This window comes from Acinetobacter sp. ANC_7511, from assembly GCF_056779975.1.
This window is the reverse complement of record NZ_JBWYIY010000001.1, coordinates 93,905-120,288: the sequence shown is the minus strand read 5'-3', so window position 1 is coordinate 120,288 and position 26,384 is coordinate 93,905. Positions and strand designations below refer to the sequence as shown.

The following is a 26,384-nucleotide window of genomic DNA, read 5'->3' as shown; positions in this document are numbered from 1 at the left end:
TTTTGGTCATGAATATAGGTGTATTCGTGACCAGATGCTAAGATAGACCATCATTTTGAGTTTTCCGCTTTTCTTCCCAAACTATGTTTAAAAAAATTTCTGATTTGTTTCAAAAAAAACCATCGGCTGAGCAAGTTTATTTACAGACCCATCAAATTCGTCATGATCCTGAATTAGGATATATTATCGATGACGTTGTTTTGAATGAACTAAATGAAAGATTGTCATATTTTTCGAACCGAAAGGTTACTCGTTTTGATGATTTGGAAAATTTATTTTATCGGGGAATGTTGATCAAAGAGAAAATAGATCTTGAGTTGAATACAGGTCGTTTTACAACGAGATTAGGTAATAATCAACAGAATCTAGAACAGTTAAAAAAATTCGTGATATTGCTCAATGATTATTATCGTGAATTCAAACGTGAGCGCTAATGTTTGCGACTGAATGTTTGTGATATCTAAAAATAACTCATTCTCGATTTTGAACATGATAAAATAGTGCAATGTCCTACCAGACTTTTAAAGCGATCTTCATGTTCCAAAAAGAAATTTCTCAACTTAATCTATCACAAATAAAATCTGGCGAAAAAAGATGGTTAGGGGCGCTTAAAGGCTCTGCCATCGCTTTGCTTTTAAAAGAAATAAGTCAAAACTCTGATCGACTCTTTGTTCTGGTAGCTAGAAATAATCAACATTTAGCTCAACTTGAGAGCGAACTTGAATTTTATGGTGTGAAGCCCACCATCTTTCCAGATTGGGAGATCTTACCTTACGATCGGTTGTCTCCGCATCAAGATATTGTCTCAGAAAGATTATCAGTGCTCTCTAATATGCCAACAAAAGGGATACTACTCATTTCAAGCACAACTTTGGCACAACGTGTTGCGCCGACGTCTTGGGTGTTAGGTGAGCATTTTGATATTAGCGTTGGGCAAAAATTTAATTTAGAAAAGCAGAAACAACGCCTGATTCAGGCTGGTTATCATTTGGTCGATACTGTATATGATCATGGAGAATTTGCTGTTCGGGGAAGTTTAGTTGATATTTTTGCTTCAGGGCAAGATGCTCCAATTCGAATAGATTTGTTTGATGATGAAATTGATTCTTTAAAATTTTTTGATCCAGAAACTCAAAGGACCACGACGAAACTTGAACATTTTAAGGTTTTACCAGCTAAAGAGTTTCCTTTAAAAGAAGGTAGAGCTCAATTTCGAGACCGTTATGCTGAAGAGTTTCCAACGGCGAACCCGAAAAAAAATCCAATTTATCAGGATGTAATGGAGGGTATATCTTCACCGGGATTGGACTATTACTTTCCGCTGTTCTTTTCAAAAAAAGAAATGCTAGAACAAAGTAGTATTACATCATACTTACCAAATCATTCCATTGTCATTACAGATCGCAATATTGAAAGTGAATTAACTCAATTTTGGAAAGATATTTATCAGCGTTATGAAGACCGACGTCATAATGTTGATCAACCTTTATTAGCTCCAGAACAAATCTTCTTTCAACAAAATCAAATTTTTGAACAACTCAATCAGTTTCCTCGTATTATCGCATCTGACGAAGTTTTTGAACCTAAAGCGGGTGTAATTAATACCTCTGCTGAACAGCCACCTCGTTTAGCGGTAGAGCCTAAACATCAACAGCCTTTTCATGCTGTAAAATCATTTATTGATGCTGCGCAACACCCTGTCTTACTAGTTGCTGAAAGTGCGGGACGTCGTGAATCGTTAAAGGACTCCTTGCGAGCAAGTATGGGTGAAATTCCTGTTGTAGAGCATTATCAGGAGTTTATTAATCAACAATATTCAGTAGCAGTAACGCATGCACCACTTGAACGTGGCTTGGAGATTAAAGGACAAATATCTGTCATTTCAGAAAATCAACTCTATGAGCATCGTGTTGTACAACGCCGTAGAAAACGCCAGCATGAAGTTTCTGAAGAGTTCTTAGTTAAAAGTTTAACTGAATTAAGTATAGGTGCACCTGTAGTTCATATTGATCACGGTGTAGGTCGCTATGCGGGATTAGTGACTTTATGTATTGATGATCAAGACCACGAATTTTTGCAACTTAATTATGCTGATGATGCCAAAGTCTATGTTCCTGTCACCAATTTGCATCTGATTAGTCGATACAGTGGAGGTGATCCTGATTTAGCACCACTGCATAAACTTGGTACTGATGCTTGGAATAAAGCTAAGCGCAAAGCACTAGAGCAAATACATGATGTTGCAGCCGAACTTCTTCATATTCAAGCAAGACGCCACTCAAAACCAGGTATTCAATTTGAATTAGATCACACTACTTATATGCAGTTTGTCAGTGGTTTTGCTTATGAAGAAACGCTTGATCAAGCGAATGCTATCGAAGCGACTTTATACGACATGCAACAAGCTAAACCAATGGATCGTTTAGTCTGTGGTGATGTTGGATTTGGTAAGACAGAAGTAGCGATGAGAGCTGCTTTTGTTGCTGTACAGAACAATAAGCAAGTTGCTGTTTTAGTTCCAACAACTTTACTTGCGCAACAGCATTATGAATCTTTCAAAGATCGATTTGCTGATTGGCCTATCCGTATTGAAGTGTTATCTCGATTTGGCTCAAATAAAACACACTTAAAAACGATCGAAGATTTGGCAGAGGGTAAAGTTGATATCTTCATTGGAACGCATAAAATTTTGCAGGAAAATGTCCAGTTTAAACAACTTGGATTGATGATTGTTGATGAAGAACATCGCTTTGGTGTGAGAGATAAAGAACGTATTAAAGCGATGCGTGCCGATGTAGATATGCTGACGCTAACCGCTACGCCAATCCCGCGTACCTTAAATATGGCGTTTTCAGGTATGCGTGACCTCTCAATTATTGCTACACCACCTGCACGCCGTCTCGCTGTTAAGACCTTTGTAAATGAGCAGACCGATGCCACGATGAAAGAGGCGATCTTGCGTGAACTATTACGTGGTGGTCAGGTTTATATTTTGCATAATGAAGTGGATACCATTGAACGAGCGGCTGAAAATATTCGGTTGTTAGTTCCTGAAGCTCGGGTTGCAGTTGCGCATGGTCAAATGCGTGAGCGTGAGTTAGAACAGGTCATGCAGCAGTTTTATCATAAAGAATATAATGTATTGGTGTGTTCGACCATTATTGAAACGGGAATTGATGTACCAAATGCCAATACAATTATCATCGAGCGAGCAGACAAGCTAGGTTTGGCACAACTTCATCAACTGCGTGGTCGTGTGGGGCGCTCTCATCATCAAGCCTATGCGTATCTGATGGTTCCGTCTATTAAAGGCTTAAAAGGTGATGCTGAAAAACGACTTGATGCCATTCAGCGTGCTTCTACTTTAGGCGCTGGTTTTGTATTGGCAACAGAGGATTTAGAAATACGTGGAGCAGGCGAGCTTTTAGGTGAGCAACAAAGTGGTTCAATGCATGCAATTGGATATAGTCTATATATGGAAATGCTTGAGAAAGCGACTAAAGCCATCCAAAATGGTAAGACTCCTAACTTTGATGCCCCTTTGTCACTCACGGCTGAAATTAGTTTACATATGCCTGCATTAATTCCAGATGAATATTTAGGTGATGTGCATCAGCGTTTATTGTTCTATAAGCGAATTAGTAATACGGATACACAAGAAAAACTCGATCATATCCGTATGGAGCTTATCGATCGTTTTGGTGTGCTACCTCAACAAGTGAAATATCTTTTTACTGTTCATCAGGTGCGTATAAAAGCAGAAAAATTAGGTATTACCAAGATTGACTTGAGTAAGCAGGGTGGCCAAATTGAATTTTCACCTGATACTCCTGTTCAAGCGATGAGTATTATCCAAATGATGCAAAAACATCCGACATTTTTTAGAATGGACGGTGGTCAACGTCTGAAAGTGATGGTTATGCTTGAGGACAATGACAAAAGAATTCAGTTTATTAATGATCTTTTAGATGAATTGATGAGAGGGCTCAACTGATCTAAGTTGGGCTTGAATCAATACTTGTTCATTGCTCAAAATGCACTGGCTGACAGTCAACTTTATAGGTTGATTTTTTAGCGATGAGTTGCAATGAATGAGTGAGATTCAAATCAATGAAATACATATTTTTTTGTATCGAAACACATGACTAATAATACTCAGTCTAAAACTGTTGTGTTAGTATTAGCTATCCATTTAATTTTTGCGTCATTTATAAATATATGTTTAGTTTGCATCCACAACTTGCTCAAGATACTTTTTTTGTTGGCGACTTTCCACTTTCAACTTGTCGTTTAATGAATGACATGCAATTTCCATGGTTGATTTTGGTACCGCGTGTTCCTGGTGTAACTGAATTATATGAATTAAGCCAAGCAGACCAAGAACAATTTTTAAGAGAATCTAGCTGGTTATCTAGTCAATTATCTCGAGTTTTCCGTGCGGATAAAATGAACGTTGCAGCACTAGGAAATATGGTTCCTCAACTTCATTTTCATCATGTAGTTCGTTATCAGAATGATTCTGCATGGCCTAAGCCTGTTTGGGGTGCTTCACCTGCAGTTCCTTACAGTAATGATGTTTTAGCGCATATGCGTCAAACGCTCATGCTCGCGCTACGTGGTCAAGGTGACATGCCTTTCGATTGGCGTATGGAGTAAATACGTCAATTTCAAGGAAGAATAAAAATAATGTGAATTGAGGTAATAGCAATTGCCATTTGAACGAATGCTGGATAAAGAGCCACAGCAGTTTGAAGTACTCCTCAGGATGATGGGGTATGTGATGATCGCGATTCTTGTTGTGATCTATTATTTCACTTCACAAAACCAAAATTATCAGATTTTATACCCTCTGTTTATTTTCTTGCTGATTCTATTGGCACCCCGAATTTCACACAGTATCCAATATCGTTATGGTAGTAAAACCAGACGTTTTGCGTTCTTTATTATTGATGTTGTTGTTGTAGCTACCGCCTTAGCAGCAGTGCATTTAAGTTTGTTGCCAACATTTGTGTTCCTGTTTGGATTGGTGTTTACCGCCGTTAATAATAAAATTTCGATGATGGTGAGTTCGATTGCAATTTTAGTTGCGATCATTGTTTTTTATATTTGTACAATTTTTATTTTTGGTTTTGAAGATTATTTCCAGCAAACTTCAATCGAATTGTCCGTAGTCTCATGTATATGTGCGATTCTTTTTGTGAATTTTGCTAATTATTATCAGAATCGACGTGTAAAAAAATTAGATGTTCAACGTCAAACTTATTTTAAAGAAATGAATCGATATATTGAGTTATCGAATCAGTTAAGTCGCTATGCACCAATTCAATTGTGGCAATCAATCATGCGTGGTGAAACTGAAGCGAAACTTGAATATAAACGAAAAAAAATTACGATTTTTTTCTCTGACATTCAGGGATTTACTGAGCTTTCAGAGACTCTTATTCCAGATGACTTAGCTTTTGTTTTGAATGACTATCTGAGCCATATGACTGAAATTGCCAAGCAATATGGTGGAACAATTGACAAGTTTATGGGAGACGCGATTCTCATTTTCTTTGGAGATCCAGATTCGCAAGGGGTTGAGCAGGATGCCAAAAATTGCATCGATATGGCGATGGCAATGCGTCAACAAATGAAATTTTTACGTGAACGCTGGGTGAAAATGGGATACTCAGCATTGCATATACGTATGGGCATTAGTACAGGTTATTGTCACGTTGGTAACTATGGCGCAGTTCATCGAATGGCATATACCATTGTTGGGCGGGATGCGAATTTAGCTGCAAGACTTCAAAATGCTGCAGAAATTGATGAAATTTTAATCTCGGATGAGACTTATAAGTTAGTTAAAAACTATTATCTTTGTGCACCTCAGGAACCTATAGAGCTGAAAGGGATTCATGGTTCAATTAAAAGTTGGCAGGTCATGGAAAAATATAGCACCAAGCAAACCCATCAGCATTGGTTTGATTATGAGTACAAAGGGTTTCAACTGGTCCTGAATATGGAAGAAGTACAAAATTACGAATATGCTGAATTAATCGCAGTTTTAGAAAAAATGATTAAACGTATTAAACTTCAGCAGGATTTAACCAACTCTTCTGGTATTGTGAAATTAAAACTATCTGATGAAGTAAAATATCTAAATTAGGATTTTATATCTACACAAATAAAAAGGTCACTTAAGTGACCTTTTTTATATGGTTTTACAAATGATTAATGATTTTCAGAAGCATGGTTAATCGTGTACTTCGGAATTTCAACTTCTAAATCATCATTTTCAATTTTTACTTGGCAAGAGAGACGTGAATCTGGCTCTAGACCCCAAGCACGATCGAGTAAATCTGCTTCTACATCATTCATTTCTTCAAGACCATCAAAACCTTTACGAACAATGACATGGCAGGTCGTACAAGCTGCAGACATATCACAAGCATGTTCAATTTTAATACCATTTTTTAGAAGGCTTTCGCAAAGATTGGCATTTTGCTCAACTTCAAACTCAGCACCTTCAGGGCAAATTTGCGCATTTGGAAGAACTTTAATACGTGGCATAAATTTTTACCTATGTTTAGTTTGAGTTTGACCAATCGTCAAGCTTAGTGCCTTTGAGAGCATGATCAATATGTTGATTCATTCGTTTTGCAGCAAATGCATCACTATGAACTTTTAACGCAGCAACAGCAGCTTCAATTGCTTCAATATCAGAAGTTTCAAGTTGTTGAGCCAAATGAGTTTGTGCAGAAATTAAATCCTGAGCTTCCTGTTCAGTCAAGAGTTTAATATCAGCTTTAAGCGCTTGAGAAAGAGCTTCAAGTTCTCGTTGAGCTTCAACTTTAGTTTCATGTAAATGACGAAGGGCTTTATCTTCTGCTGCAAATTTAAAACCATCAACCAGTAGGCGCTCCATATCAGTATCAGATAAACCATACGATGGTTTAATATCAATCTGAGCTGAGACGTTAGATGTTGTTTCACGAGCAGATACCGATAAGAGACCGTCAGCATCGACTTGATAAGTCACTTCAATGCGTGCTTGACCAGCAGTCATCGGTGGAATGCCGCGTAAAACAAAACGTCCGAGACTACGGCAATGTTCTACTAAATCGCGCTCACCTTGGACAACATGGATTAACATCGCAGTTTGACCATCCTGATACGTGGTGAACTCTTGACGACGAGCGACAGGAATTGCAGTATTGCGTGAAATTAATCGCTCTACTAGTCCACCCATGGTTTCAATACCAAGTGATAATGGTGTTACATCAAGTAGTAGAGAACCATCTGTACTATTACCAATTAATTGGTTGGCAGTAATTGCAGCACCGATTGCAACGACTTCATCTGGATTAATGGTACACAGGGGTTCTTGACTAAATACTTCTGCTACAGCTTTTTGTACCGCATAAGAGCGAGTAGAGCCACCTACTAAAACGACATTTTTTATATCGTCTAATTTCAATTTAGCGTCACGTAATACTCGTTTGCACACTGAAATCGTTTTATCTAGAGCAACTTTAATGATGCTTTCAAACGTTGAACGATCCAAAGTTAATTCGTTTTCTAAAAGCTGAAGATTAACTTGATCTTGGTCCGATAAAGCTTCTTTCGCTTTACGTGCTGCAACAAGGAAGTGTGCATACTCGTTATCATCTAAGGTCTCGATATTGAGTGATTTTTTAGCCCACTTTACGATAAGACGATCTAAATCATCGCCTCCAAGTGCAGTGTGTCCACCTGTAGCGAGTACCTCAAATACACCCTGTGAGAAACGTAGGATGGAGACGTCGAAAGTACCACCACCTAAGTCGTAAATCACATAATTTTGATCTGTACTTAAATTTGTTGCTTGATCTAAACCATACGCTACAGCTGCTGCTGTAGGTTCGTTTAATAATCTCATTACGTTTAAACCAGCGAGCTGTGCAGCGTCTCGTGTTGCTTGACGTTGTGCCTCATCAAAATAGGCAGGTACTGTAATGACAGCACCATTTATGGGATTTTTTAAACTTGCTTCAGCACGATCTTTTAGATTTTTTAGAATTTCAGCAGAAATTTCGACAGGTGTTTTACGACCTTGCGCTGTTTCAAAAGCAGGCATCTGATTGTCCTCACCCACCAATTGATATGGGTGTTGAAATTTAATATCAGCTTTTGAGCGTCCCATAAAACGTTTTACAGAGACAATAGTATTCTGTGGGTCACGAGTTATAAACGGTTTTGCGTCATTGCCGAGCACAGTAGAGTTTTCAGCATAATGTACGATAGAAGGAAGTAACACTTGACCTTGTTCATCGTTTAGAACTTTAGGTTTGCCAGAAAGCACAGTTGCTACAAGAGAGTGGGTCGTACCTAAATCAATACCAATAGCAATGCGATGTTCATGTGGCGCACTTGATTGTCCAGGTTCAGCAATTTGCAAGAGTGCCATGTGTTAAATCCCTTGAAAATAAAACAAAAAAATAAAATTAGAATTCGTCATCTAAGTCAAAATCTTCATCATCGAGAATACGATCTTCAGCTTGATGTATATCATTCATCACTTTTTGGAAGAAACGTAATTTTCGAACAGTATCGCGAGACTCAGCCCAATCTTCAGCTTCATAGTCTATTTTGAATTCGCGAACTAAACCATCAATCCATTGTTGCACTTCAGTTTTTAAAGATGAAAGTTGTTCAGAACTTTGAGCTTCATCTAACTGTTCACGAATTTCTAATGCAGATTGTAAAAATTCGAAATCATTGATGGATTGATCTAAATGATAGTCTTGTTTTTTGAGTGTAAGTAAATATCCAGCACGGCTGTCAACTTGAGATAAAACTTTATAAGCTTGATTGATTTCGCTAGATTTGATCAAGGCTTGGTCTTTATTTTCAGCTTTATCTGGATGATATTGTTGCTGCAATTTTAGAAAGTTAGCTTTCAAAGTTGCTAAATCAATATCGAGTGCTACAGGGAGATTAAACAACTCAAAATGATTCATGGATTGGAAATTCCAAAATAGTGAAAAATAAAAGTGGGCACTGAATAGAATTAAAACAGTGCAGGGCACTGTTTTAATCAGGTAAAAAGAGAATGATTATCTTAAACAGTGAAAGATTCACCACAACCACATTCACCTTTTTTGTTTGGGTTGTTGAATTCAAAACCTTCGTTTAGACCATTTTTAACATAGTCCATTTCCATACCTTCTAGATAAACAAGGCTCTTCGGATCAACGAAAACTTTAACCCCAAACTGTTCAAAGACTTGATCATGTTCGTCAACTTCATCAACGAATTCGAGAACATAAGCCAATCCCGAACAACCTGAAGTTTTCACACCAACGCGAATACCTTCACCCTTACCGCGATTCAATAAATAATTGCTGATATGAGTTGCAGCATTTTCAGTTAAATTGATCATGAAAACTCCATTCAATCATCAAGCGCTAAATTAAGCTTTCGCTTTTTTGCTACGGTAGTCTTCTACAGCAGCTTTAATTGCATCTTCTGCAAGTACAGAGCAGTGTACTTTTACAGGAGGAAGCGCAAGTTCATTTGCAATATCAATATTCTTGATTTGCTGTGCTTGGTCTAAAGTTTTACCTTTTAGCCATTCAGTTACAAGTGAACTTGAAGCAATTGCAGAACCACATCCGTAAGTTTTGAAGCGAGCTTCTTCAATTACACCATTCTCATCCACTTGGATTTGAAGACGCATAACGTCACCACAAGCTGGTGCACCGACCATACCTGTACCTACGTTTTCTGCGTTTTTATCTAAAACACCAACATTACGAGGATTTTCGTAATGATCAATCACTTTTTCGCTATAAGCCATGATGCGTCTCCAAACCTCAGGGTCGGCTGATAATATTTAATATGGGTGCATCTTATTAAATTTCAATATTTAAGCTTAATAAGATGCATGTGTTTGGTTTAAATTAGTGTTCTGTCCATTCAACTTTCGACAGATCAATCCCTTCTTTGTACATATCCCAAAGTGGAGAAAGGTCACGTAATTTTTCTACAGCAGCTTTTGTCACTTCTAGTACGTGATCAATGTCTTCTTCAGTCGTATATTTACCAAAACTGAAGCGAATTGAACTGTGTGCTAACTCATCAGATAAGCCTAATGCACGAAGAACATAAGAAGGTTCTAATGTTGCAGAAGTACAAGCTGAACCAGATGAAACAGCAGCATCTTTAAGTGACATCATTAAAGATTCACCCTCAACGAAATTAAAACTTACGTTTAAGTAGTTTGCTACGTTTTGAGTCGGGTGACCATTTAAGAAAACTTGTTCAAGATCTTGTAGACCATTCCAAAGTTTGTCACGTAGAGTGCGTAAACGAGTTTGTTCAGTAACTAGGTTTTTACCTGCAAGTTCAAATGCTTCACCCATACCAACGATTTGGTGAGTTGCAAGCGTACCAGAACGCATACCGCGCTCATGACCACCACCATGCATTTGAGCTTTAAGACGCACACGTGGACTACGACGTACGTAAAGTGCACCGATACCTTTAGGGCCATAAATTTTGTGAGCAGAGAAACTCATTAAATCAATTTTCATGGTTGATAAATCGATTTCAACTTTACCGGCAGCTTGAGCGGCATCTACGTGGAAATATGTCTTATTCGCACGAGTTAATTCACCAATAGCGGCAACATCAGTCACAGTGCCAATTTCATTATTGACCATCATTAATGAAACAAGAATTGTATCTGGACGTAAAGCAGCTTGAACCATTTCAGGAGTAATTAGACCTGTTTGAGCTTCTGGTTCAAGATAGGTAATTTCAAAGCCTTCTTGTTCTAATTCACGGCAAGTATCTAAAATTGCTTTATGTTCAATTTTACTCGTAATGATGTGTTTGCCTTTTGAAGCGTAGAACTGTGCAACACCTTTCAGTGCAAGGTTGTCAGATTCTGTAGCGCCAGATGTCCAAACGATTTCGCGTGGATCTGCTTTTACAAGATTTGCAACTTGCTCACGAGCGTATTCAACTTTTTCTTCAGCTTGCCAACCATATGCGTGCGAACGTGATGCAGGGTTACCAAAAGTCCCATCGAATGTAAGGCATTCCATCATGCGCTCAGCAACTTGTGGGTCGACTGGAGTCGTTGCAGCATAATCAAGATAAATTGGACGTTTCATGTCAAATACCTGTAACCGATAAAAGGGCTGAATCTAATGGAGCTGTATTCTGGCGGATCGCAACAGTTTGAACGTTATCGCGAGCAACTAAATCAGCAAGAGAGATTTTAGCTAAGTAATCGGCAATGTGGAGGGAGAGTTCTTGCCATAAATCGTGAGTTAGACACATTGCGCCATTTTGGCAGTTACCTTTGTGGTCACAACGTGTTGCATCAACAGTTTCGTTTACAGCTTCAATAATTTCTAAGACCGTAATATCAGAAGCATTACGCGCTAAATGGTATCCACCATTAGCACCACGTACACTCGAAACCAAGCCATGACGCTTTAATTTAGCAAATAGTTGTTCTAAATAAGCCACAGAAATAGTTTGGCGAGTAGCAATTTCTGCCAAAGTAATGGTTTGTTCAGTCGGCTGCAAAGCTAGATCAAGTAATGCAGTCACTGCGTAGCGACCGCGAGTGGTTAAGCGCATGATTCGATACACGTGTAAAAGGCTAGATGATGAAATTTTATGAATTCCGACTAATTTAGTCAAGTATTTTTTCTAAAAACCAACTAAATTAATCGGAATTAAATATGGCGAGGATTCAAACAGATAAAACTTTATTATTTTAATAAATATTCAATAAATTATACACGATTAAAGCCACGAATAGAACCGAAACTATCCCGAATGCAATGTTGATACGTTTTTGGTTGGATTGCATGCGACGAATACGATTTTTATATTGTTTTACCTCTACTTGAAGTGTATTGATTTTAGATCTTTGTAAGTCAATTTTTTCAAGTAATGGTGCAATGCGTTTTCTCGAAGCCTTTGTATCTTGGTCTTCAGAAGCTGTTGTTAACCAATTTTTCCAATCTGCAAGTAATTTCGGTGTTGAGAGATGCAATGCTAAATCTCTGAATTCGTCTTTAAGGGTTTGATCACCTTCAATACGCATTTTTTTCAAACTTCTGCGGTTTGCAAACCCGAAAATTTGAATGATATCGACTAAAGTACTACTTACCTTGAGGTCAGGTTCTTTTTCTGGCGCTTGAAGGTCAAATAAGATGCCTTTATCCGTAAATTGGATATAAAAGTCAAAATAGGGGATATAGCTATTCATTTTAATTGTAATTTGTTGTTCTACAAATTTTTTTGCTTGAAGGCGAACAACACGGTCATGTTTCAAGACGAAAGAATAGAATGTCTCTAAAACTAACATAACAATGTTAAGCAACAAACGGGTATGACCTTGTTGTTGTTGCGATTCACTCATAAATAAATCCTATTCAAATTTAATAAATCTAAAAAGTTCTATTAACACAAACTTAAATTAAGTCTAAGATTACATCATTTATCATTGCTTTGTAGAACAGTTTTGAACAAGGTTCAATAGCGATATTTGATATTATCAATGTATTTTATGCACGAATAGTCAGTTTAGAGGCTAAAATATACAGGAGTGTAACGGTGGATCAAGATGTAAATAACAATAAAGAACAGGAATTAATGGACAACTCACAACCTGCAAACTCACGTAAAACAAAGTATCAACGTAAGTCTACACTTGATTTTCGTAAATATACTAAACAAATTTGGCTTGCTGGTTTAGGTGCTTTTTCTCGCGCAGAGGAAGAAGGTAATAAAATGTTTGACTCTTTAGTCAAAGTTGGTGAAGAGCTTGAATCTAAAACGGTTGAATTTACTGATCAAACAGTAAACAAAGTTGCGGAAAAAACTAAAGAGTCTGTTACGGATAAAAAAGATAAGGTGGAAAAACTTTTAGATCACGGGGTGAGTACTTCGCTTAATCGTATTGGGCTCGTCTCAACTAAAGATGTACAACATCTTGAGAATATGATTTTAGATATTCACCAGAAATTAGATGTGCTCATTGCTGAAAATCAAGCTTTACGAGCTAAACTCGAAAAAAAATGATGGATTTAGAGATAAAACTGTAATTTTGGTATTTTTTGTCGCTTATTTTGATCAAAACAGGTCGAGCAGTATTGCGTTTCCCCCCAAAGCATTGCTATAAAGTCGTCATGGCCTTTTAAAATACAAGCCTTGGATTTTAAACAAACGATATAAGAGGACGTAATCTTCATGAATAAATCAGAATTGATTGATGCAATTGCAGAGAAAGGGGGATTGTCTAAGACTGATGCTGGTAAGGCATTGGACGCGACTATTGCTTCTATTGGCGAAGCGCTGAAAAAAGGTGACTCTGTTACTTTAGTAGGATTTGGTACTTTCAGCGTTAAAGATCGTGCTGCACGCACTGGTCGTAACCCGAAAACTGGCGAAGAATTACAAATTAAAGCAAGCAAAGTTCCTAGCTTTAAAGCTGGTAAAGGTTTAAAAGATTCTGTAGCTTAATTCTTATTAAGTCCAAAACGCGCCGACTTGGCGCGTTTTTTATTAAAAAGAAAATTTATGGCTTCATCTGATATATTCGGTTTAGATTATCAGTTAGAATCGCTTTGAAATAAAATATTGGAATACCTATGGAATCGTTTCGTAAACTCATTAAAGGGTGGCTCGGCAAAGTCCTTCTAGTATTATTTTTGACACCATTGGCATTGGTCGGTATTGAAGGCTATTTCGGTGGCGGAAACAAAGATGGGATTGCTAAAACCGTTAATGATTTAGAAATTTCTAATAAAGAGCTAGAAGTTCAAACGAAGAATTATAAAGATCAATTCTTACAAATGGTTCAAGGTGATGAATCACTTCTGAATCAATCGTATATTGAACAAATGGCTCTAGATAGTTTAATTGATCGTGCTTTATTGGTTCAGCAGGCTGAAAAGTTAGGCATCAGTTTAAGTGATGCTCAGATTGAACAAATGATTGCTCAACAGCCAAGTCTGCAGGTTGATGGTAAATTTTCACAACAAGCTTATGAAAACTATCTTCGATCAATTAATATGACGAGCCAGGGTCTAATCCAAAATTTAAGACAAGATCATGCGCTTCAAATGTTAGTTTCAAGCATTCGTGATAATTCTTTGGTAAGCCAAAGTGATATTCAGCAAATCGCAAATCTACAAGGTGAGCAACGTACGTTATTTATGTCATCTGTAAAATTGGATGATTACAAAACGTCTGTAAAAATAACTGATGCTGAAGTCGCGGCTTATTATGAAAAACATAAAGTGCTGTTTAAGCAACCTGCCTCAGTTGATCTTGATTATGTATTGGTAACGCCTGCTATGGTAGCAAATGCCACAACACCTGTTACAGAGGCAGAATTAAAACAAGCTTATGATCAATATGTAGCTCAACAAAATAAAAATGCCAAAGTTGAAGTCCAACATATTTTGATTACAACAGATAATCGTACTGCGCTTGAGGCTGAAAAAAAAGCCAATGAGGTCTATGCAAAAATTAAATCAGGATTATCTTTTGCAGAGGCCGCTCAACAGTATTCTGAAGATTCTAGTTCCAAAGATAATGCGGGTCGAGTTGATGGTTATGAAGCCGGTGTATTCGGTGATGCTTTTGATAATGCAGTTCAAGCTTCAAAAGGTACGATTTCTAAGCCAGTAAAAACCGATTTTGGTGTACATATTATTCAAGCTAAAGCTGATCAAGTGAATGTTGCTAGTTTTGAGTCTGAAAAAGCACGTCTTGAAGCTGATTTATTAAAATCTAAAAATGCCAATGCTTATTCTGATCTAGTAAATGGTTTGAACGAGCTCGTTGTAAGTAGCGATGCATTAGATGTAGTCCCTCAGGAATTAAAATCGGCTAAATTGGTCACTGCGAATAATGTAACTCTTGCCACTCAAAATACAGTCCTAGCGGATCCTGCTGTAAAATCTAAGATCTTTAGTCAAGATGTAAAAAATGGTGATCGTAACGCGACCAGCAATATACAATTGGCGAATGGTGATACAGTTTGGTTGAAAGTTCGTGAATACCGTGAAGCTGGTGTTCAACCTTTATCAGTAGCAAAAGCGAAGGTTAAAGAAAAGCTGTTGAATCAAAAGGCATATGAAGCTGCTCAAGCAAAAGTTGCTGCAATGTTAAAGGATTTTAAAACACTACCTTCGCAGCAGGTTTTAACTAAGCATCAGCAATCTTTCGTAAATGCTGGTGTTTTTAGTCGTTCTCAAGGTCTTAAACGAGAAATTGAACGTGCTGCATTTAGTGTACCTGCACCTAAAGCAGGAATGTGGTCTGTGACTACAGCTCAATTACCAAATGAAATGGTAATTATCGGTGTGGCTGAGGTAAAAAAACCATCTATGGATTCGATTTCGGCTGAAGAAAAACAGCAGCTTGCACAGCTTTATCAAAACTATCGTGGTACACAATTACTTAAAGATTACACTGAGTATTTAAAGTCAGTTGCAAAAATCAAGTAACTCACCAGTAATTCTATCTTCATAAAAAAAGCACTTCGGTGCTTTTTTTATTTTGCTATGATTTATTCAATTCGATTAATTCAAATAAGTATTACGATATTGGCTTGGACTGCATAGATAATGTTTTTTAAAGGCTTGGCTAAATGCAGTCTCTGATGAATAACCAACTTTGTGCGCGATTTGTTGAATTGAAAGCTGGCTCAAGCGTAAAAGTTGACTGGCTAATCTTAAACGGTGTTTCTGTAAGTATGCTAATGGTGTTTCATTCACCATATTTTGAAATAAATGAGCGAATTTTGAACGCGACATAAAGCAAGTTTCTGCCAATGATTCTACAGTCCAGTTTCGTTCTGGTTGGCTGTGAATCGCTGAAAATGCAGGGCTCAGTTCTGGGTGAGTCAGTGCATTTAACCAGTTATTCTGATCTGTAAGCGTGGAAATGTAATCTCTCACGCATTCGATTAACATAATACTCACCACGTGATCCATAATCTTATGGCGACCAGGTCGGTTCATCTTGGTTTCATCAGCTACGAAATAAAGCCCGATCCTTAACCACTCCGGCTCTCTAGCATTCAGTGCATTGTTTAAATGGATATAAGTGGGTAAGGCTTGAATCAATGGTCCACCCATAATACTGTCCATGTTAGATCGTATACTGAAGATGAGAGATTTCTCAGATTTATCATCTTCGTCACCGAGGATAATTTCATCATCTCTTAAACCTTTAAATAAATGTTCTATTTGAGTAATGTTGACTAATCTTTGTTCTTGATGGCTATAGGCTTGATGTGACATTCCAGAAGGAATAATTGCCATATCTCCAGCTTTTAAGTGTAGCTGTTCGCCATTTTGAAATTTAAAAAAGGCTTCACCGTATAATAAAATATAGGTAATCATGGCTGTTTGATGACTTAACTCAAAAGCCCATTTACCTTGTGCTTGAAGGTAGAGATATTCCGTATTTTTGAGGTGAATATCTTCAAAAACTTGACTGAGGGCATCCATGTTTTTTGTATATTCCCTATACGCTTACAATTGCTGAATCTTAACATGTGTAAATATTTCTATAATGTATTTTAACTTCAAAATCATCGTGGAAATACGACTCAATAGCTTTTTTGGACGATTACGACTGTATTTGAAGTTTGAAATGACCAAAGATAAAAATAAGAAATAGAAAAGGAAAATTGCAAGTGAATGCAAAGGTAAAAGTTGAAGAGTTATTGAGTCAGAACCCGATAGCGCAAGGCTTACAACTGGATAAGAAGCGTTACTTATGGTTGCTTAGTCCAGCACTACCTGTATTAGGGATGGGCTTTTTGGCTGGATATCAATACGGACCTAAAGCAACTAAAAAATTGTTTGCATTAGGTGGACCTTTATTATTACACGTAATTATTCCCACCATTGATGCTTTGGTCGGTACTGATGAGAATAATCCGAGTGATGAGCAGATCAAAAAATTAGTCAGTGATCCTTACTATGATCGTATAGTAAAAATGTTTGTTCCTTTACAATATGCAGCCAATTTTTTTGCTGGGTACGTGGTCTCTCGTAAAGAAACCCCATTGTTGGATCAGTTGTTGATTGGTTGTACTATGGGGTTGATCAACGGTATTGGTGTGAATACTGCCCATGAACTATGCCATCGACCGAAGCGTGCAGATCATTATTGGTCACACGTGACACTAGCACCACTTGGATACAATCATTTCCGTATTGAGCACCCATATGGGCATCATAAGCGCGCAGCTACTCCAGAAGATCCAGCGACTTCTAAGATGGGTGAGACCTTTTACGAGTTTCTTCCAAGAACCATTAGCGGTGGCTTGAAGTCAGCAATACAGATTGAAAAACATCGATTAAATCGTAAGGGTGAGTCGTTCTTTTCACTGAAAAATGAGTTATTTCACGGCGCAGCCATTAGTGCAACTTTTCACGCAACGATGCTAAAACTGTATGGTAAGAAAATTTTACCATTCTTAGCCATACAGTCACTTTACGGTGTGACTTTATTTGAAATGGTCAACTATCTTGAGCACTACGGCTTATTGCGAGAAAAGAAAGAAGATGGAAGTTATTCGCGTACTATGCCTGAACATAGTTGGAATAATAATAACATCACAACCAATCTATTCTTATACCAGTTGCAGCGCCATTCGGATCATCATGCTTATCCGACACGACCATTCCAAGCATTGAGAAACTTTGAAGAAGCGCCAGTGTTGCCAAGTGGATATGCGACGATGTTGATCCCAGTTTTAATACCTAAGTTATGGTTTAAAATTATGGATAAGCGCGTATTTGACCATTATGGTGGCGATTTAAATAAAGCCAATATTCATCCAAAACGACGAGCAAAAATTTTTAAAAAATTTGGTGTTATTGATAAATTATTGGGCTAACACTCAAAAATAAAAAAAACCGACCATGGGTCGGTTTTTTTATAATACTCTTAACATGCGTATTTCGCATGCATCACTATGTCCAGTATTTCCTAATGGGTGTTGTAGATGTTGAAAACCTAATTTTTCATATAATTTTACAGCCTGCCAGAGAGATGCTGTGGTTTCGAGATAAATTTGCGTGTAACCCTGATCTCGTGCAAATTGGATACATTTTTCTAGAATTTGTTTTGCAAAACCCAAACCTCGTATTGAGGGCATAAAATACATTTTTTGTATCTCTAGGGTGTTTTCGTGGCACAGCAAAGGTGCAATGCCCCCACCACCAAAGACCTCGTGTTGGTCATTGCTAATAACCCAATATATGGAGTGAGGTTTTGTATAAACGTCATAGAGTTGATCTAGAATTGGATCTGCTACTGCGAAGCCTGATTCAGCAGCGAGAGCAAACTCCACTGAGACTTCACGAATGATTTTTGCAATATGGAGATTATCTTGGGGTTGAATAGTTCGAATAAAGTACATAATCGATGAAACTTAGTAAATCTTCACAGAGTATATCTAAGTTTCATCGGAGTTGAGTTTAATTCAACGTGATTTATTTCAATTCGCTTGATGATTTTCCAAGTTCACGGCGCGCAACAATAAGCTGTTGAATTTGTTGTGTGCCCTCGAAGATATCTAGGATTTTGGAGTCACGCGCCCATTTTTCCAACAACTCATCTTCGGTATAGCCTACACTTGCAGCAAGTTCGACACACTTCAATGTAATTTCATTACAAATTCGTCCAGCTTTCGCTTTTGCAATTGAAGCTTCACGCGAGTTAGGCTTTTTATTGTCAGCCATCCATGCAGCTTTTAGGGTTAATAAACGAGCAGCTTCCCATTCTGCTTCCATACGATAAATCTGAGCTGCAATATTTGAGGATTGAAGGTAGGGGGTGGCATATTCAGCATCTAGTTGGTCTTTAAAAATTTCCTTGATACGCTCTAAAGACGCTTTAGAGCACCCAACTGCCATTGCGGCCACAAGAGGGCGTGTATTATCAAAAGTTTCCATGACGCCAGCGAAACCTTTTGCAACATCGATTTCAGCATTGCCTAATAAATTTGCAGCAGGGACACGACAATCGATAAAGCGAATGACAGCAGTATCTGAAGCTTTAATTCCGAGTTTATGTTCAAGACGTTCAACGGTCATGCCAGGCGTGCCTTTAGGAACAACAAATGATTTGATTGCTGCACGCCCAAGTTTTTTATCGAGTGTTGCCCAAACCACGACTGAATCAGCTCGTTCACCAGAAGTGACGAAAATTTTCTCGCCATTTAAAATATAATCATCACCATCTTTAGTTGCTGTGGTGCGTATTGCTGCAGAATCAGATCCACAGCCTGGTTCGGTAATTGCCATCGCAGCCCAAGTTCCTTTGAAGCGTTCAAGTTGCTCTTCATTGGCTACAGCAGCAATTGCAGAGTTACCTAATCCTTGGCGAGGCATGGTAAGTAATAAACCAGTATCGCCATAACACATCTCAATTACACCCAAAGCAGTAGACATGTTCACGCCATTTTTGTTGCCTTGAGTCGTATCTCCACGTTTATTGACGGCAGCGCCAGCATTCATGCCATCGCCACCTTCATTCATACCATCCAATAGGGATGCTAACATGTCGAGTTCTTTGGGATAATCATGTTCAGCTTTATCATATTTGCGTGAAATAGGGCGAAGCACGTTTAACGCTGTCTGATGAGCTTGATCAACAAGCATTTTAAATTTTCTCGGATTTTCTAAATTCATCATCTTTGTCCTTAAATTTTTATTATTTGATTAAGCATGTAAACCAGAATGCATAATGGCAGTAGCACGCAAATCCCGATACCAACGTTCAACTGGATGTTCTTTGGTAAAGCCATGTCCACCTAAGAGTTGTACGCCATCAGTGCCAATTTTCATTGATTTTTCTGCACACAAAATTCGTGCTAAGTATGCTTCACGATAGAAACTTAAACCTGATTCTGCGCGGCTTGCAGCATTCAAAACCAACATTTTCATAGCATCAATTTCAATAGCCATATCCGCGATCATAAATGCAACACTTTGACGGTGGGATATTGGTTCACCAAATGCAGTGCGTTCATTGGCATACTGAATGCAATATTGTTTAACCGCTTGGCATGTACCCACTGCCATTGCACACCACATTAAATTGCCCAGATCAATGAACGCTGTATAATCAAAATCTTGCTCATTTAGTTTAAATGCTGGTGTGTTGTTAAATTTTAGGCTCACAGATTGGGTTGCTTTCAGCCCCATTGCTGGATTTGCTTTATATGAAATCGTTTCATTTCGCTCAACAATGAAAACCTGAGCTGTTCCATCTAAATCTGCGGAAACCAATAAAAGATCTGCCTGCTCACCTAGAATAACGATAGTTTTTTCACCATTAATGACAAAATGATCGCCTTGGCGTGTCGCTTTTGTTTTTAATTGGAAAGGGTTGAAAGCAGGTGTATTTTCCTGAACAGCAAAAGTTGCAAATAGATCATCTTGTTCGCTAAATGCCGACAAATACTTATTTTGAATCTCTGCTGAACCCCACTGTGTAATTGCATTAATGACTGAGAACGTGGAGAGTAATGTAGCTGTTAATGAGAAGTCACCTTGTGCAAGTTGCTCTGCGATCAGCACATTTGTAACCACATTCTTTTCTGAAGCAACGCCGCCGTATTGTTCAGGCAATGCATAATAATTGACACCTAAATCTTTAAATTGAGCCCATAAGTTTTCTGGAAAAGTAGCTTGGTGGTCGGCTGTATGTGCTAGGGGGTAGAGAACTTCATGAGCAAATTGTTGCATCGCATCAACAGTCATCTGTTGTTCTTCAGAAAGGCTGAGATCAAATAACCCTTTTTGCTGATTGGATAGACGTTGAGTCGGAGTATTGGATTTTTGTTTAAAAATTTTCTGTGTAGAGCCCAAGGTTTTAAATCCAGCCTTAGAACCTTGATAAAGCGAGCGTTCGATAATTTTTCTTAGTTTTAATTGATCGATTAAATCACTGCCTGCGAGCTTAGTGATCAAGGCTAAGCCTAAACCTTGCGCTTTGTTTGCGATATCATTCATTGTTGTAAATTCCCTGATGGTTTTTTTATACAACAAGATCGTGACATGTGTTTAGTGAAATGACTATGTCGAAAATGACTAGCTTAAAAGACTTTTTTGACCAAACAGATAAATGGTAATTGAATAGGTATTCTAATGAAATTTAAGATATATTCTTTTTAGTAATTAAATTTTTTATTTAATAAATTGACCATAGTGACACGATAGATCACTATGGTCTTTGTTCCTTAAACATATGATTGGATCATTTTGCGCACATTTGTTTTTGCTTCGATCACAGTCATGAATGTATATGCACCTATGAACTTACGGCTGATGAACATAAATTCTTTCGGTGGAACTGAAAAATAGCGCGATGCCATCGACTTGGATGCTCGTTGCATCACACGGCTATGCAGTTGGCTTTGTTTCCAATCATAGCGCTGCTGTTCATCCATAATGCCTGTTGGTAGGTCTGGATTATTGCTATAAGTACTAAAAGCTTCAGTAGCTAGAAGGAACACTTTTGCCATGTCAGGTTTAATGCTTAATGGCATTGCATCGAAAAACTCATAACCTGTCATAGCATTGACCATGGCTTGAGCATCATGATGATAGCCCGCGGTAATTAAATTACGAGCTACCTTGAGGAGTTGATCATCAAATTGACGGATCGCACCGAAGTCTAAAAGAATGATTTTATCTTCAATTTGCGCGCCGTCACCTAAGCGTACTAGGTAGTTACCAAAGTTAGGATCAGTCTGCATCTCGCCCCATTCAAACACTTCACGAACGGCAATTTCAAGCGATGCTTCACCTAATTTGTTGCGACGTTCCTGAGGGAGTGAAAGCATGACTGGGCTATTAATCGGAACACCACGCTCAAAAGTCATACAAAGCACTTGATCTGTACAATATGGATCAATAATTTGTGGAACAACATAACGCGGATCATCTTTTAAACGCGCTCTAAAACGACGTGTTGTTTCAGCTTCAATTTTGTAATTTACTTCACGGTGCATCATTTCGCGAACCTCATCAAACCATTGATCAAATTCACGAGTTTGAGGAACCATGCGTGTAAGTTTGAGCATGTTCTTAAACAAGCTCATATCTGAGTCAATTGCGCTTGCTACACCGGGATATTGAACTTTGAGCACCAATTCAAGACCATCAGACTTACGTGTTGCACGGTGAACCTGTGCTAATGATGCGGTGCCTAAAGGCTCATGATCAATAGTGAGATCATCGAGTTTAGAGCCAAGTTGGTTGCGCAGTTGCTCATGTATCGCAGGCCACGCGAGGGCAACGGTCTGATTATTTAAAGTGTTTAAAGCTTGCGTGATCTCTTCAGGTAGAAAATGCTCACCATATAACGCCATCATTTGACCAATTTTGACGATAGAGCCTTTTAATTTACCGATTTCAGCAACGAGATAGTCAGCTTGTTCTTTCATCGCTTGTTTACGTTTTTTTTCTTTTTCTTCTTCGCTTGAAAAAATAGAACTCGCACTTGAAGCAGCCCAGCGTGTGCCAGCCAGTAGAGAAGCTTTCGCAATCGAAAGACGGCGATCCATTGAAGAAGTTTTTAATTGTTTAAGCTTTTCATTCTGATCTGACATGAAGTTTAGGTCCTTTAAGCGAATCGCGCAGAGAAATCATTGTATTGAATATTACATGTTATGAACGTATTAAAATAGTTCAAGTATTTCAATATCAGGTGTATAAATGGTCAATTTATTCAAACTGAAATAGCCTAAGCTTTTTAAAGTCGATATTTAACTGGGAGTTGAGCTCGAGTAGACAGAGACACGCGATACTCAGAGATGAATAACTTCATTAAGTTGACAACAGTTTCATGAATAAATCCAAGGGCATATGCTTTGATAATAATGACGCTAGGTAAGCTGAAGAAAAAATATTTAACATCATCCAAACTTGGATTTTCAAAAATTTGATGATCCATCAAAAATTGCTTAAGAAATTGTTTTTCTGTTGTGACACGAGGGGAAGAATCATCACCCCAGTAATTTTGACGCATTGCCATTAAATTATTGTGTTTATAACTCATACTTTAACTTTTGAAATTCACTTTAACTTTTATTAGTTTGAGTCTAAATTTTCTTTTTCAAGTCTGGTGAGCTTTTCGAGAGACAAAAAAAGCGGGCAAAGCCCGCTTTTTTTTAACAGTTAATTAAACTGCTACGATGTCAACAGCGTTAGGACCTTTAGGACCTTGAGTTACGCTGAATTCAACTTGTTGGCCTTCAGCCAAAGTTTTAAAGCCTGAACCCTTGATTTCGCTAAAGTGAGCAAAAACGTCAGGACCGTTTTCTTGTTGGATGAAACCGAAACCTTTAGTTTCGTTGAACCATTTAACTGTACCTTTAACAGTATTAGACATAATAGGAATCCTAATAAAACTTTAATGTTATGAGTTTGAACTCAATGATGTAACTTGGAAAAAAAATGAAACTTAAAATCTGAAACCAAACGTAGGATTATGACTAACACTGCGAAATAAAAGATTTAATGAAACAACATAAATTTTCTAGTTGGCTTCGAGTATACACGATTATTTTCAATATCGTTAGTTTTAATCAACTTTCTCGCTATTTTAAAACCTGAATGAGTAGACCTTATTCAATGGATAATTCTAACTATTCAAATTTTCAATACAAATTTGCCGAATAACACCGATAGAACTTTTTATTAATAAGATAAAACAAGGTATCATAGACCGTTTTTAAAAAATTGACCTTGGAGACGCCTTAAGTGGATCGACCGACTATTAGCCCTGAACATCTACAGGAAGCCGCTGAAAACTTAACAACTATTCGAGATTTTATTCGTTTTGGAGTTACAGCATTACGTCAATACGATGCACACTTAGGTCAAGGTACTGAAGATTATTTTGCTGAAAGTTCTGCTTTAGTTTTACAAACTTTGTCACTAGACTGGAATGCCGATGCTGAGATTTTAGACTCAAAATTGCTGCCAAGCGAAGTTGCGGAATTCTTGAGTTTACTCGAACGTCGTATCAATGACCGTGTTCCTACTTCATATTTATTAAATCTTGCTTATTTCTTTGGTAAACCATTTTATGTAGATGAGCGTGTACTGATTCCACGCTCACCAATCGTTGAGCTAATTGAAAATCGTTTTGCACCTTATTGTTTGACTGAAAATGGTGAAATGGGTGAAGCGGTCAATAATTTGCCAGTGAATCCAAATCCTAAAACTCCACAGCGTATTTTGGATATGTGTACTGGCTCTGGTTGTATCGCAATTGCTTTGGCATATGCATTCCCTGATTCTGAAGTCGATGCTACTGATATTTCAAAAGAAGCCCTTGAGGTTGCTCAAATCAACTGTGAGCATCACAATAAACAGTATCAAGTCGCTTTATTGGAATCTGATCTTTTCGCTAAAATACCTGCTGAAAATCAATACGATTTAATTATTTCTAATCCGCCGTATGTCGATGCTGAAGATATGGCAGATTTACCAGATGAGTTTCATCACGAGCCAGAATTGGCATTGGCAGCGGGTCAAGATGGTTTGGATCTTGTGCGTAAAATGCTGGCTCAAGCCGCAGACTATTTAACTGAAGATGGTTTAATCGTCATTGAAGTGGGCAACTCAGAATGGGCGATGAAGCAAAACTTTAATACTGTTGATTTCTACTGGTTGCAATTCCAACGTGGTGGATCAGGTATTTTTGCACTGACTGCAGCACAATGCCGTCAATATCGTGATTTATTCATTCAATCTGTTCAAGTTTAAAGGAGTTGTTGAACATGGCTGGCAATAGTATTGGACAATTGTTCCGTGTAACAACTTGTGGTGAATCTCACGGTGTGGGTTTGATGGCGATTGTAGATGGAGTTCCACCAGGTCTGAAGTTATCAGCTGAGGACTTACAAATAGACTTAGATCGTCGTAAACCAGGTACCTCTAAATTTGCAACACAACGCAAAGAACCAGATGAAGTTGAAATTATTTCAGGTGTGTTCGAAGGTAAAACCACTGGGACATCCATTGGTCTTTTAATTCGTAATACAGACCAAAAATCTAAAGATTACGGTAATATCGCACAAACTTTCCGTCCAGGTCATGCAGACTATACCTATACACAAAAGTATGGTTTCCGTGATTACCGTGGTGGTGGTCGCTCAAGCGCACGTGAAACAGCGATGCGTGTTGCAGCGGGTGCAATTGCTAAAAAATTCTTATTTGAAAAATTTGGTATTGAAATCCGTGGCCATGTAACTCAAATCGGAACTGAAAAAACAGCAAAATTAGATTGGAATGAAGTGCCGAATAATCCATTCTTTTGTGGTGATGTTGATGCCGTACCACGCTTTGAAGCACTTGTGACATCATTGCGTGAAAAAGGAACAAGCTGTGGAGCACGACTTGAAATTATTGCTTCTAAAGTACCCGTAGGCTGGGGAGAACCTGTTTTCGACCGTTTAGATGCTGATATCGCACATGCGATGATGTCAATTAATGCGGTTAAAGGTGTAGAGATTGGTGATGGTTTTGGTGTGGCTGAACAATTTGGTCATGAAACACGTGATGAACTGACAACTGATGGCTTCTTAGCGAATCACGCTGGTGGTATATTAGGTGGTATCTCAAGTGGTCAAGATATTCGTGTATCAATTGCACTAAAACCTACTGCTTCTATTACCACACCAGGCAAAACGATTACCATTAATCGTGAAGATACGGATGTTCTTACTAAAGGTCGTCACGATCCTTGTGTGGGTGTTCGTGCGACACCAATCGCTGAAGCGATGCTTGCAATCGTGTTAATGGATCACTTTATGCGTCATCGTGCCCAAAATGCCGACGTTGTTGCGCCATTTGAGCCAATTTAACCAAAGTAAAAAAGCGTATGATGTAAAAAGCCAGATGATTGATCTGGCTTTTTAATATAATTTTAAAATTGCAATTGAACGTTTTATGGGGAATTCAATTGAAAATAAGGATATTGGTTGGGGCGATGGTCTTATGCGGATTATCGTATAGTTATGCGAATGGCTTAACACAATCTCAGTTTGATATTGAAGTGAAGTCAATTTATAACGAAATTGAAGCGAGTCAAATTCGATTACATCAATCGGTCGATAGTAAGCAGAATATTTCGTTGATCATTCAAAGAGCTTGTGAATATGCAGATGCATTAAATGCTTTAGAGCGAATAGCACAAAAGAATATTCATATGGCTAAAGCAAAAGAAGAAGCATTATTTGCAAAAAAAATGAGAAATTCTTTTGAGTTATCATTCCAAGATTTAGGAACAAGTTATCAAAAAAGTTGTAAGCCTTAAAAAAAGCCAGTTCAACGAACTGGCTTTTT

The 26,384-nt window shown here is 37.9% G+C and carries 26 protein-coding genes; 11 read left to right on the top strand and 15 right to left on the bottom strand.

The annotated features are described in order from the left end of the window. Positions 1 to 83: 83 nt before the first annotated feature. The 4 genes from AC1M9L_RS00665 (at position 84) to AC1M9L_RS00650 (ending at position 6,151) form a co-directional block, all read left to right on the top strand. Positions 84 to 434, top strand: coding sequence for a hypothetical protein (locus AC1M9L_RS00665; RefSeq protein ID WP_180027816.1), 351 nt, complete (start codon positions 84 to 86; stop codon positions 432 to 434). A 101-nt stretch (positions 435 to 535) separates the two neighbouring features. Next, positions 536 to 3,994 (top strand): transcription-repair coupling factor, encoded by a 3,459-nt coding sequence (gene mfd / locus AC1M9L_RS00660; RefSeq protein WP_481591129.1) that lies wholly within the window; start codon positions 536 to 538, stop codon positions 3,992 to 3,994. Positions 3,995 to 4,218: 224 nt separating this feature from the next. Then, on the top strand, positions 4,219 to 4,656 hold the full coding sequence (locus AC1M9L_RS00655) for an HIT domain-containing protein (protein WP_035263634.1): 438 nt from the start codon (positions 4,219 to 4,221) through the stop codon (positions 4,654 to 4,656). A gap of 52 nt (positions 4,657 to 4,708) precedes the next feature. Next, positions 4,709 to 6,151: an adenylate/guanylate cyclase domain-containing protein gene (locus tag AC1M9L_RS00650; RefSeq protein WP_481591034.1), complete on the top strand. Its 1,443-nt coding sequence runs from the start codon at positions 4,709 to 4,711 to the stop codon at positions 6,149 to 6,151. 65 nt (positions 6,152 to 6,216) lie between these two features. Here AC1M9L_RS00650 and fdx read toward each other — a convergent pair whose 3' ends face one another. The 8 genes from fdx to AC1M9L_RS00610 form a co-directional block, all read right to left on the bottom strand. Continuing rightward, on the bottom strand, positions 6,217 to 6,555 hold the full coding sequence (gene fdx, locus AC1M9L_RS00645) for an ISC system 2Fe-2S type ferredoxin (RefSeq protein WP_481591033.1): 339 nt from the start codon (positions 6,553 to 6,555) through the stop codon (positions 6,217 to 6,219). 16 nt (positions 6,556 to 6,571) lie between these two features. Continuing rightward, positions 6,572 to 8,431 (bottom strand): Fe-S protein assembly chaperone HscA, encoded by a 1,860-nt coding sequence (hscA, locus tag AC1M9L_RS00640; protein WP_481591032.1) that lies wholly within the window; start codon positions 8,429 to 8,431, stop codon positions 6,572 to 6,574. 37 nt (positions 8,432 to 8,468) lie between these two features. Then, positions 8,469 to 8,984, bottom strand: a complete 516-nt coding sequence (gene hscB, locus AC1M9L_RS00635; protein WP_092766335.1) for a Fe-S protein assembly co-chaperone HscB — start codon at positions 8,982 to 8,984, stop codon at positions 8,469 to 8,471. A 101-nt stretch (positions 8,985 to 9,085) separates the two neighbouring features. Then, the gene (iscA, locus tag AC1M9L_RS00630) at positions 9,086 to 9,406 is read right to left on the bottom strand and encodes an iron-sulfur cluster assembly protein IscA (RefSeq protein ID WP_035263624.1); all 321 of its coding nucleotides are present in this window, start codon (positions 9,404 to 9,406) and stop codon (positions 9,086 to 9,088) included. 30 nt (positions 9,407 to 9,436) lie between these two features. Continuing rightward, a complete protein-coding gene (iscU, locus tag AC1M9L_RS00625) occupies positions 9,437 to 9,823 on the bottom strand; it encodes a Fe-S cluster assembly scaffold IscU (protein ID WP_035263622.1) in 387 nt (128 codons plus the stop codon). Between the two features lie 103 nt (positions 9,824 to 9,926). After that, positions 9,927 to 11,144, bottom strand: a complete 1,218-nt coding sequence (locus AC1M9L_RS00620; protein WP_481591031.1) for an IscS subfamily cysteine desulfurase — start codon at positions 11,142 to 11,144, stop codon at positions 9,927 to 9,929. Between the two features lies 1 nt (position 11,145). Continuing rightward, a complete protein-coding gene (locus AC1M9L_RS00615; protein WP_035263618.1) occupies positions 11,146 to 11,619 on the bottom strand; it encodes an Rrf2 family transcriptional regulator in 474 nt (157 codons plus the stop codon). Between the two features lie 139 nt (positions 11,620 to 11,758). Further along, a complete protein-coding gene (locus AC1M9L_RS00610) occupies positions 11,759 to 12,409 on the bottom strand; it encodes a hypothetical protein (protein WP_481591030.1) in 651 nt (216 codons plus the stop codon). Between the two features lie 233 nt (positions 12,410 to 12,642). Between AC1M9L_RS00610 and AC1M9L_RS00605 the strand changes: the two genes are divergently transcribed. From AC1M9L_RS00605 to AC1M9L_RS00595, 3 genes are all read left to right on the top strand, one after another. Next, a complete protein-coding gene (locus tag AC1M9L_RS00605; protein WP_481591128.1) occupies positions 12,643 to 13,071 on the top strand; it encodes a phasin family protein in 429 nt (142 codons plus the stop codon). A gap of 168 nt (positions 13,072 to 13,239) precedes the next feature. Next, a complete protein-coding gene (locus tag AC1M9L_RS00600) occupies positions 13,240 to 13,512 on the top strand; it encodes an HU family DNA-binding protein (protein ID WP_035263613.1) in 273 nt (90 codons plus the stop codon). 128 nt (positions 13,513 to 13,640) lie between these two features. Next, positions 13,641 to 15,506, top strand: a complete 1,866-nt coding sequence (locus AC1M9L_RS00595; protein WP_481591029.1) for a SurA N-terminal domain-containing protein — start codon at positions 13,641 to 13,643, stop codon at positions 15,504 to 15,506. Positions 15,507 to 15,581: 75 nt separating this feature from the next. On the opposite strand, the gene AC1M9L_RS00590 is transcribed toward AC1M9L_RS00595, so the two are convergent. Continuing rightward, positions 15,582 to 16,514 (bottom strand): AraC family transcriptional regulator, encoded by a 933-nt coding sequence (locus tag AC1M9L_RS00590; RefSeq protein WP_179998072.1) that lies wholly within the window; start codon positions 16,512 to 16,514, stop codon positions 15,582 to 15,584. A 188-nt stretch (positions 16,515 to 16,702) separates the two neighbouring features. On the opposite strand from AC1M9L_RS00590, the gene AC1M9L_RS00585 reads away from it, so the two are divergent. Continuing rightward, entirely contained in the window at positions 16,703 to 17,914 is a 1,212-nt protein-coding gene (locus AC1M9L_RS00585; protein WP_035263607.1) for an alkane 1-monooxygenase, read from the top strand. A gap of 39 nt (positions 17,915 to 17,953) precedes the next feature. Here AC1M9L_RS00585 and AC1M9L_RS00580 read toward each other — a convergent pair whose 3' ends face one another. From AC1M9L_RS00580 to AC1M9L_RS00555, 6 genes are all read right to left on the bottom strand, one after another. Further along, entirely contained in the window at positions 17,954 to 18,439 is a 486-nt protein-coding gene (locus tag AC1M9L_RS00580) for a GNAT family N-acetyltransferase (RefSeq protein WP_481591028.1), read from the bottom strand. A gap of 73 nt (positions 18,440 to 18,512) precedes the next feature. Then, positions 18,513 to 19,712, bottom strand: a complete 1,200-nt coding sequence (locus tag AC1M9L_RS00575; protein WP_481591027.1) for an acyl-CoA dehydrogenase family protein — start codon at positions 19,710 to 19,712, stop codon at positions 18,513 to 18,515. Positions 19,713 to 19,742: 30 nt separating this feature from the next. Next, complete coding sequence (locus AC1M9L_RS00570) at positions 19,743 to 21,038, bottom strand: acyl-CoA dehydrogenase family protein (RefSeq protein WP_481591026.1); 1,296 nt, start codon at positions 21,036 to 21,038, stop codon at positions 19,743 to 19,745. Positions 21,039 to 21,265: 227 nt separating this feature from the next. Beyond that, positions 21,266 to 22,639 carry an ABC1 kinase family protein gene (locus AC1M9L_RS00565; RefSeq protein ID WP_481591025.1) on the bottom strand — a complete coding sequence of 458 codons (1,374 nt, stop codon included), beginning with the start codon at positions 22,637 to 22,639 and terminating at the stop codon, positions 21,266 to 21,268. Between the two features lie 143 nt (positions 22,640 to 22,782). Then, a complete protein-coding gene (locus AC1M9L_RS00560) occupies positions 22,783 to 23,088 on the bottom strand; it encodes a hypothetical protein (protein ID WP_481589968.1) in 306 nt (101 codons plus the stop codon). 123 nt (positions 23,089 to 23,211) lie between these two features. Further along, positions 23,212 to 23,421 carry a cold-shock protein gene (locus tag AC1M9L_RS00555; RefSeq protein WP_035263597.1) on the bottom strand — a complete coding sequence of 70 codons (210 nt, stop codon included), beginning with the start codon at positions 23,419 to 23,421 and terminating at the stop codon, positions 23,212 to 23,214. Positions 23,422 to 23,792: 371 nt separating this feature from the next. Here AC1M9L_RS00555 and prmB point away from each other — a divergent pair, with 371 nt between their 5' ends. The 3 genes from prmB to AC1M9L_RS00540 all read left to right on the top strand — a co-directional run bounded on the left by prmB (position 23,793) and on the right by AC1M9L_RS00540 (position 26,355). Next, entirely contained in the window at positions 23,793 to 24,803 is a 1,011-nt protein-coding gene (prmB, locus tag AC1M9L_RS00550; protein WP_092766327.1) for a 50S ribosomal protein L3 N(5)-glutamine methyltransferase, read from the top strand. 14 nt (positions 24,804 to 24,817) lie between these two features. After that, positions 24,818 to 25,903 carry a chorismate synthase gene (gene aroC / locus AC1M9L_RS00545; RefSeq protein WP_092766326.1) on the top strand — a complete coding sequence of 362 codons (1,086 nt, stop codon included), beginning with the start codon at positions 24,818 to 24,820 and terminating at the stop codon, positions 25,901 to 25,903. A gap of 98 nt (positions 25,904 to 26,001) precedes the next feature. Then, entirely contained in the window at positions 26,002 to 26,355 is a 354-nt protein-coding gene (locus tag AC1M9L_RS00540) for a hypothetical protein (RefSeq protein ID WP_143047393.1), read from the top strand. Positions 26,356 to 26,384 lie beyond the last annotated feature (29 nt).

Coding starts and splice junctions, on each gene's coding strand:
- AC1M9L_RS00575 (WP_481591027.1), bottom strand. CDS start 19,712: ATGAATTTAGAAAATCCGAGAAAATTTAAAATGCTTGTTGATCAAGCT.
- mfd (WP_481591129.1), top strand. CDS start 536: ATGTTCCAAAAAGAAATTTCTCAACTTAATCTATCACAAATAAAATCT.
- aroC (WP_092766326.1), top strand. CDS start 24,818: ATGGCTGGCAATAGTATTGGACAATTGTTCCGTGTAACAACTTGTGGT.
- AC1M9L_RS00605 (WP_481591128.1), top strand. CDS start 12,643: ATGGACAACTCACAACCTGCAAACTCACGTAAAACAAAGTATCAACGT.
- AC1M9L_RS00610 (WP_481591030.1), bottom strand. CDS start 12,409: ATGAGTGAATCGCAACAACAACAAGGTCATACCCGTTTGTTGCTTAAC.
- AC1M9L_RS00595 (WP_481591029.1), top strand. CDS start 13,641: ATGGAATCGTTTCGTAAACTCATTAAAGGGTGGCTCGGCAAAGTCCTT.
- hscB (WP_092766335.1), bottom strand. CDS start 8,984: ATGAATCATTTTGAGTTGTTTAATCTCCCTGTAGCACTCGATATTGAT.
- AC1M9L_RS00665 (WP_180027816.1), top strand. CDS start 84: ATGTTTAAAAAAATTTCTGATTTGTTTCAAAAAAAACCATCGGCTGAG.
- AC1M9L_RS00580 (WP_481591028.1), bottom strand. CDS start 18,439: ATGTACTTTATTCGAACTATTCAACCCCAAGATAATCTCCATATTGCA.
- AC1M9L_RS00600 (WP_035263613.1), top strand. CDS start 13,240: ATGAATAAATCAGAATTGATTGATGCAATTGCAGAGAAAGGGGGATTG.
- AC1M9L_RS00570 (WP_481591026.1), bottom strand. CDS start 21,038: ATGAATGATATCGCAAACAAAGCGCAAGGTTTAGGCTTAGCCTTGATC.
- iscA (WP_035263624.1), bottom strand. CDS start 9,406: ATGATCAATTTAACTGAAAATGCTGCAACTCATATCAGCAATTATTTA.
- fdx (WP_481591033.1), bottom strand. CDS start 6,555: ATGCCACGTATTAAAGTTCTTCCAAATGCGCAAATTTGCCCTGAAGGT.
- AC1M9L_RS00565 (WP_481591025.1), bottom strand. CDS start 22,639: ATGTCAGATCAGAATGAAAAGCTTAAACAATTAAAAACTTCTTCAATG.
- AC1M9L_RS00620 (WP_481591031.1), bottom strand. CDS start 11,144: ATGAAACGTCCAATTTATCTTGATTATGCTGCAACGACTCCAGTCGAC.
- AC1M9L_RS00555 (WP_035263597.1), bottom strand. CDS start 23,421: ATGTCTAATACTGTTAAAGGTACAGTTAAATGGTTCAACGAAACTAAA.
- iscU (WP_035263622.1), bottom strand. CDS start 9,823: ATGGCTTATAGCGAAAAAGTGATTGATCATTACGAAAATCCTCGTAAT.
- AC1M9L_RS00560 (WP_481589968.1), bottom strand. CDS start 23,088: ATGAGTTATAAACACAATAATTTAATGGCAATGCGTCAAAATTACTGG.
- AC1M9L_RS00655 (WP_035263634.1), top strand. CDS start 4,219: ATGTTTAGTTTGCATCCACAACTTGCTCAAGATACTTTTTTTGTTGGC.
- AC1M9L_RS00615 (WP_035263618.1), bottom strand. CDS start 11,619: ATGCGCTTAACCACTCGCGGTCGCTACGCAGTGACTGCATTACTTGAT.
- AC1M9L_RS00590 (WP_179998072.1), bottom strand. CDS start 16,514: ATGGATGCCCTCAGTCAAGTTTTTGAAGATATTCACCTCAAAAATACG.
- hscA (WP_481591032.1), bottom strand. CDS start 8,431: ATGGCACTCTTGCAAATTGCTGAACCTGGACAATCAAGTGCGCCACAT.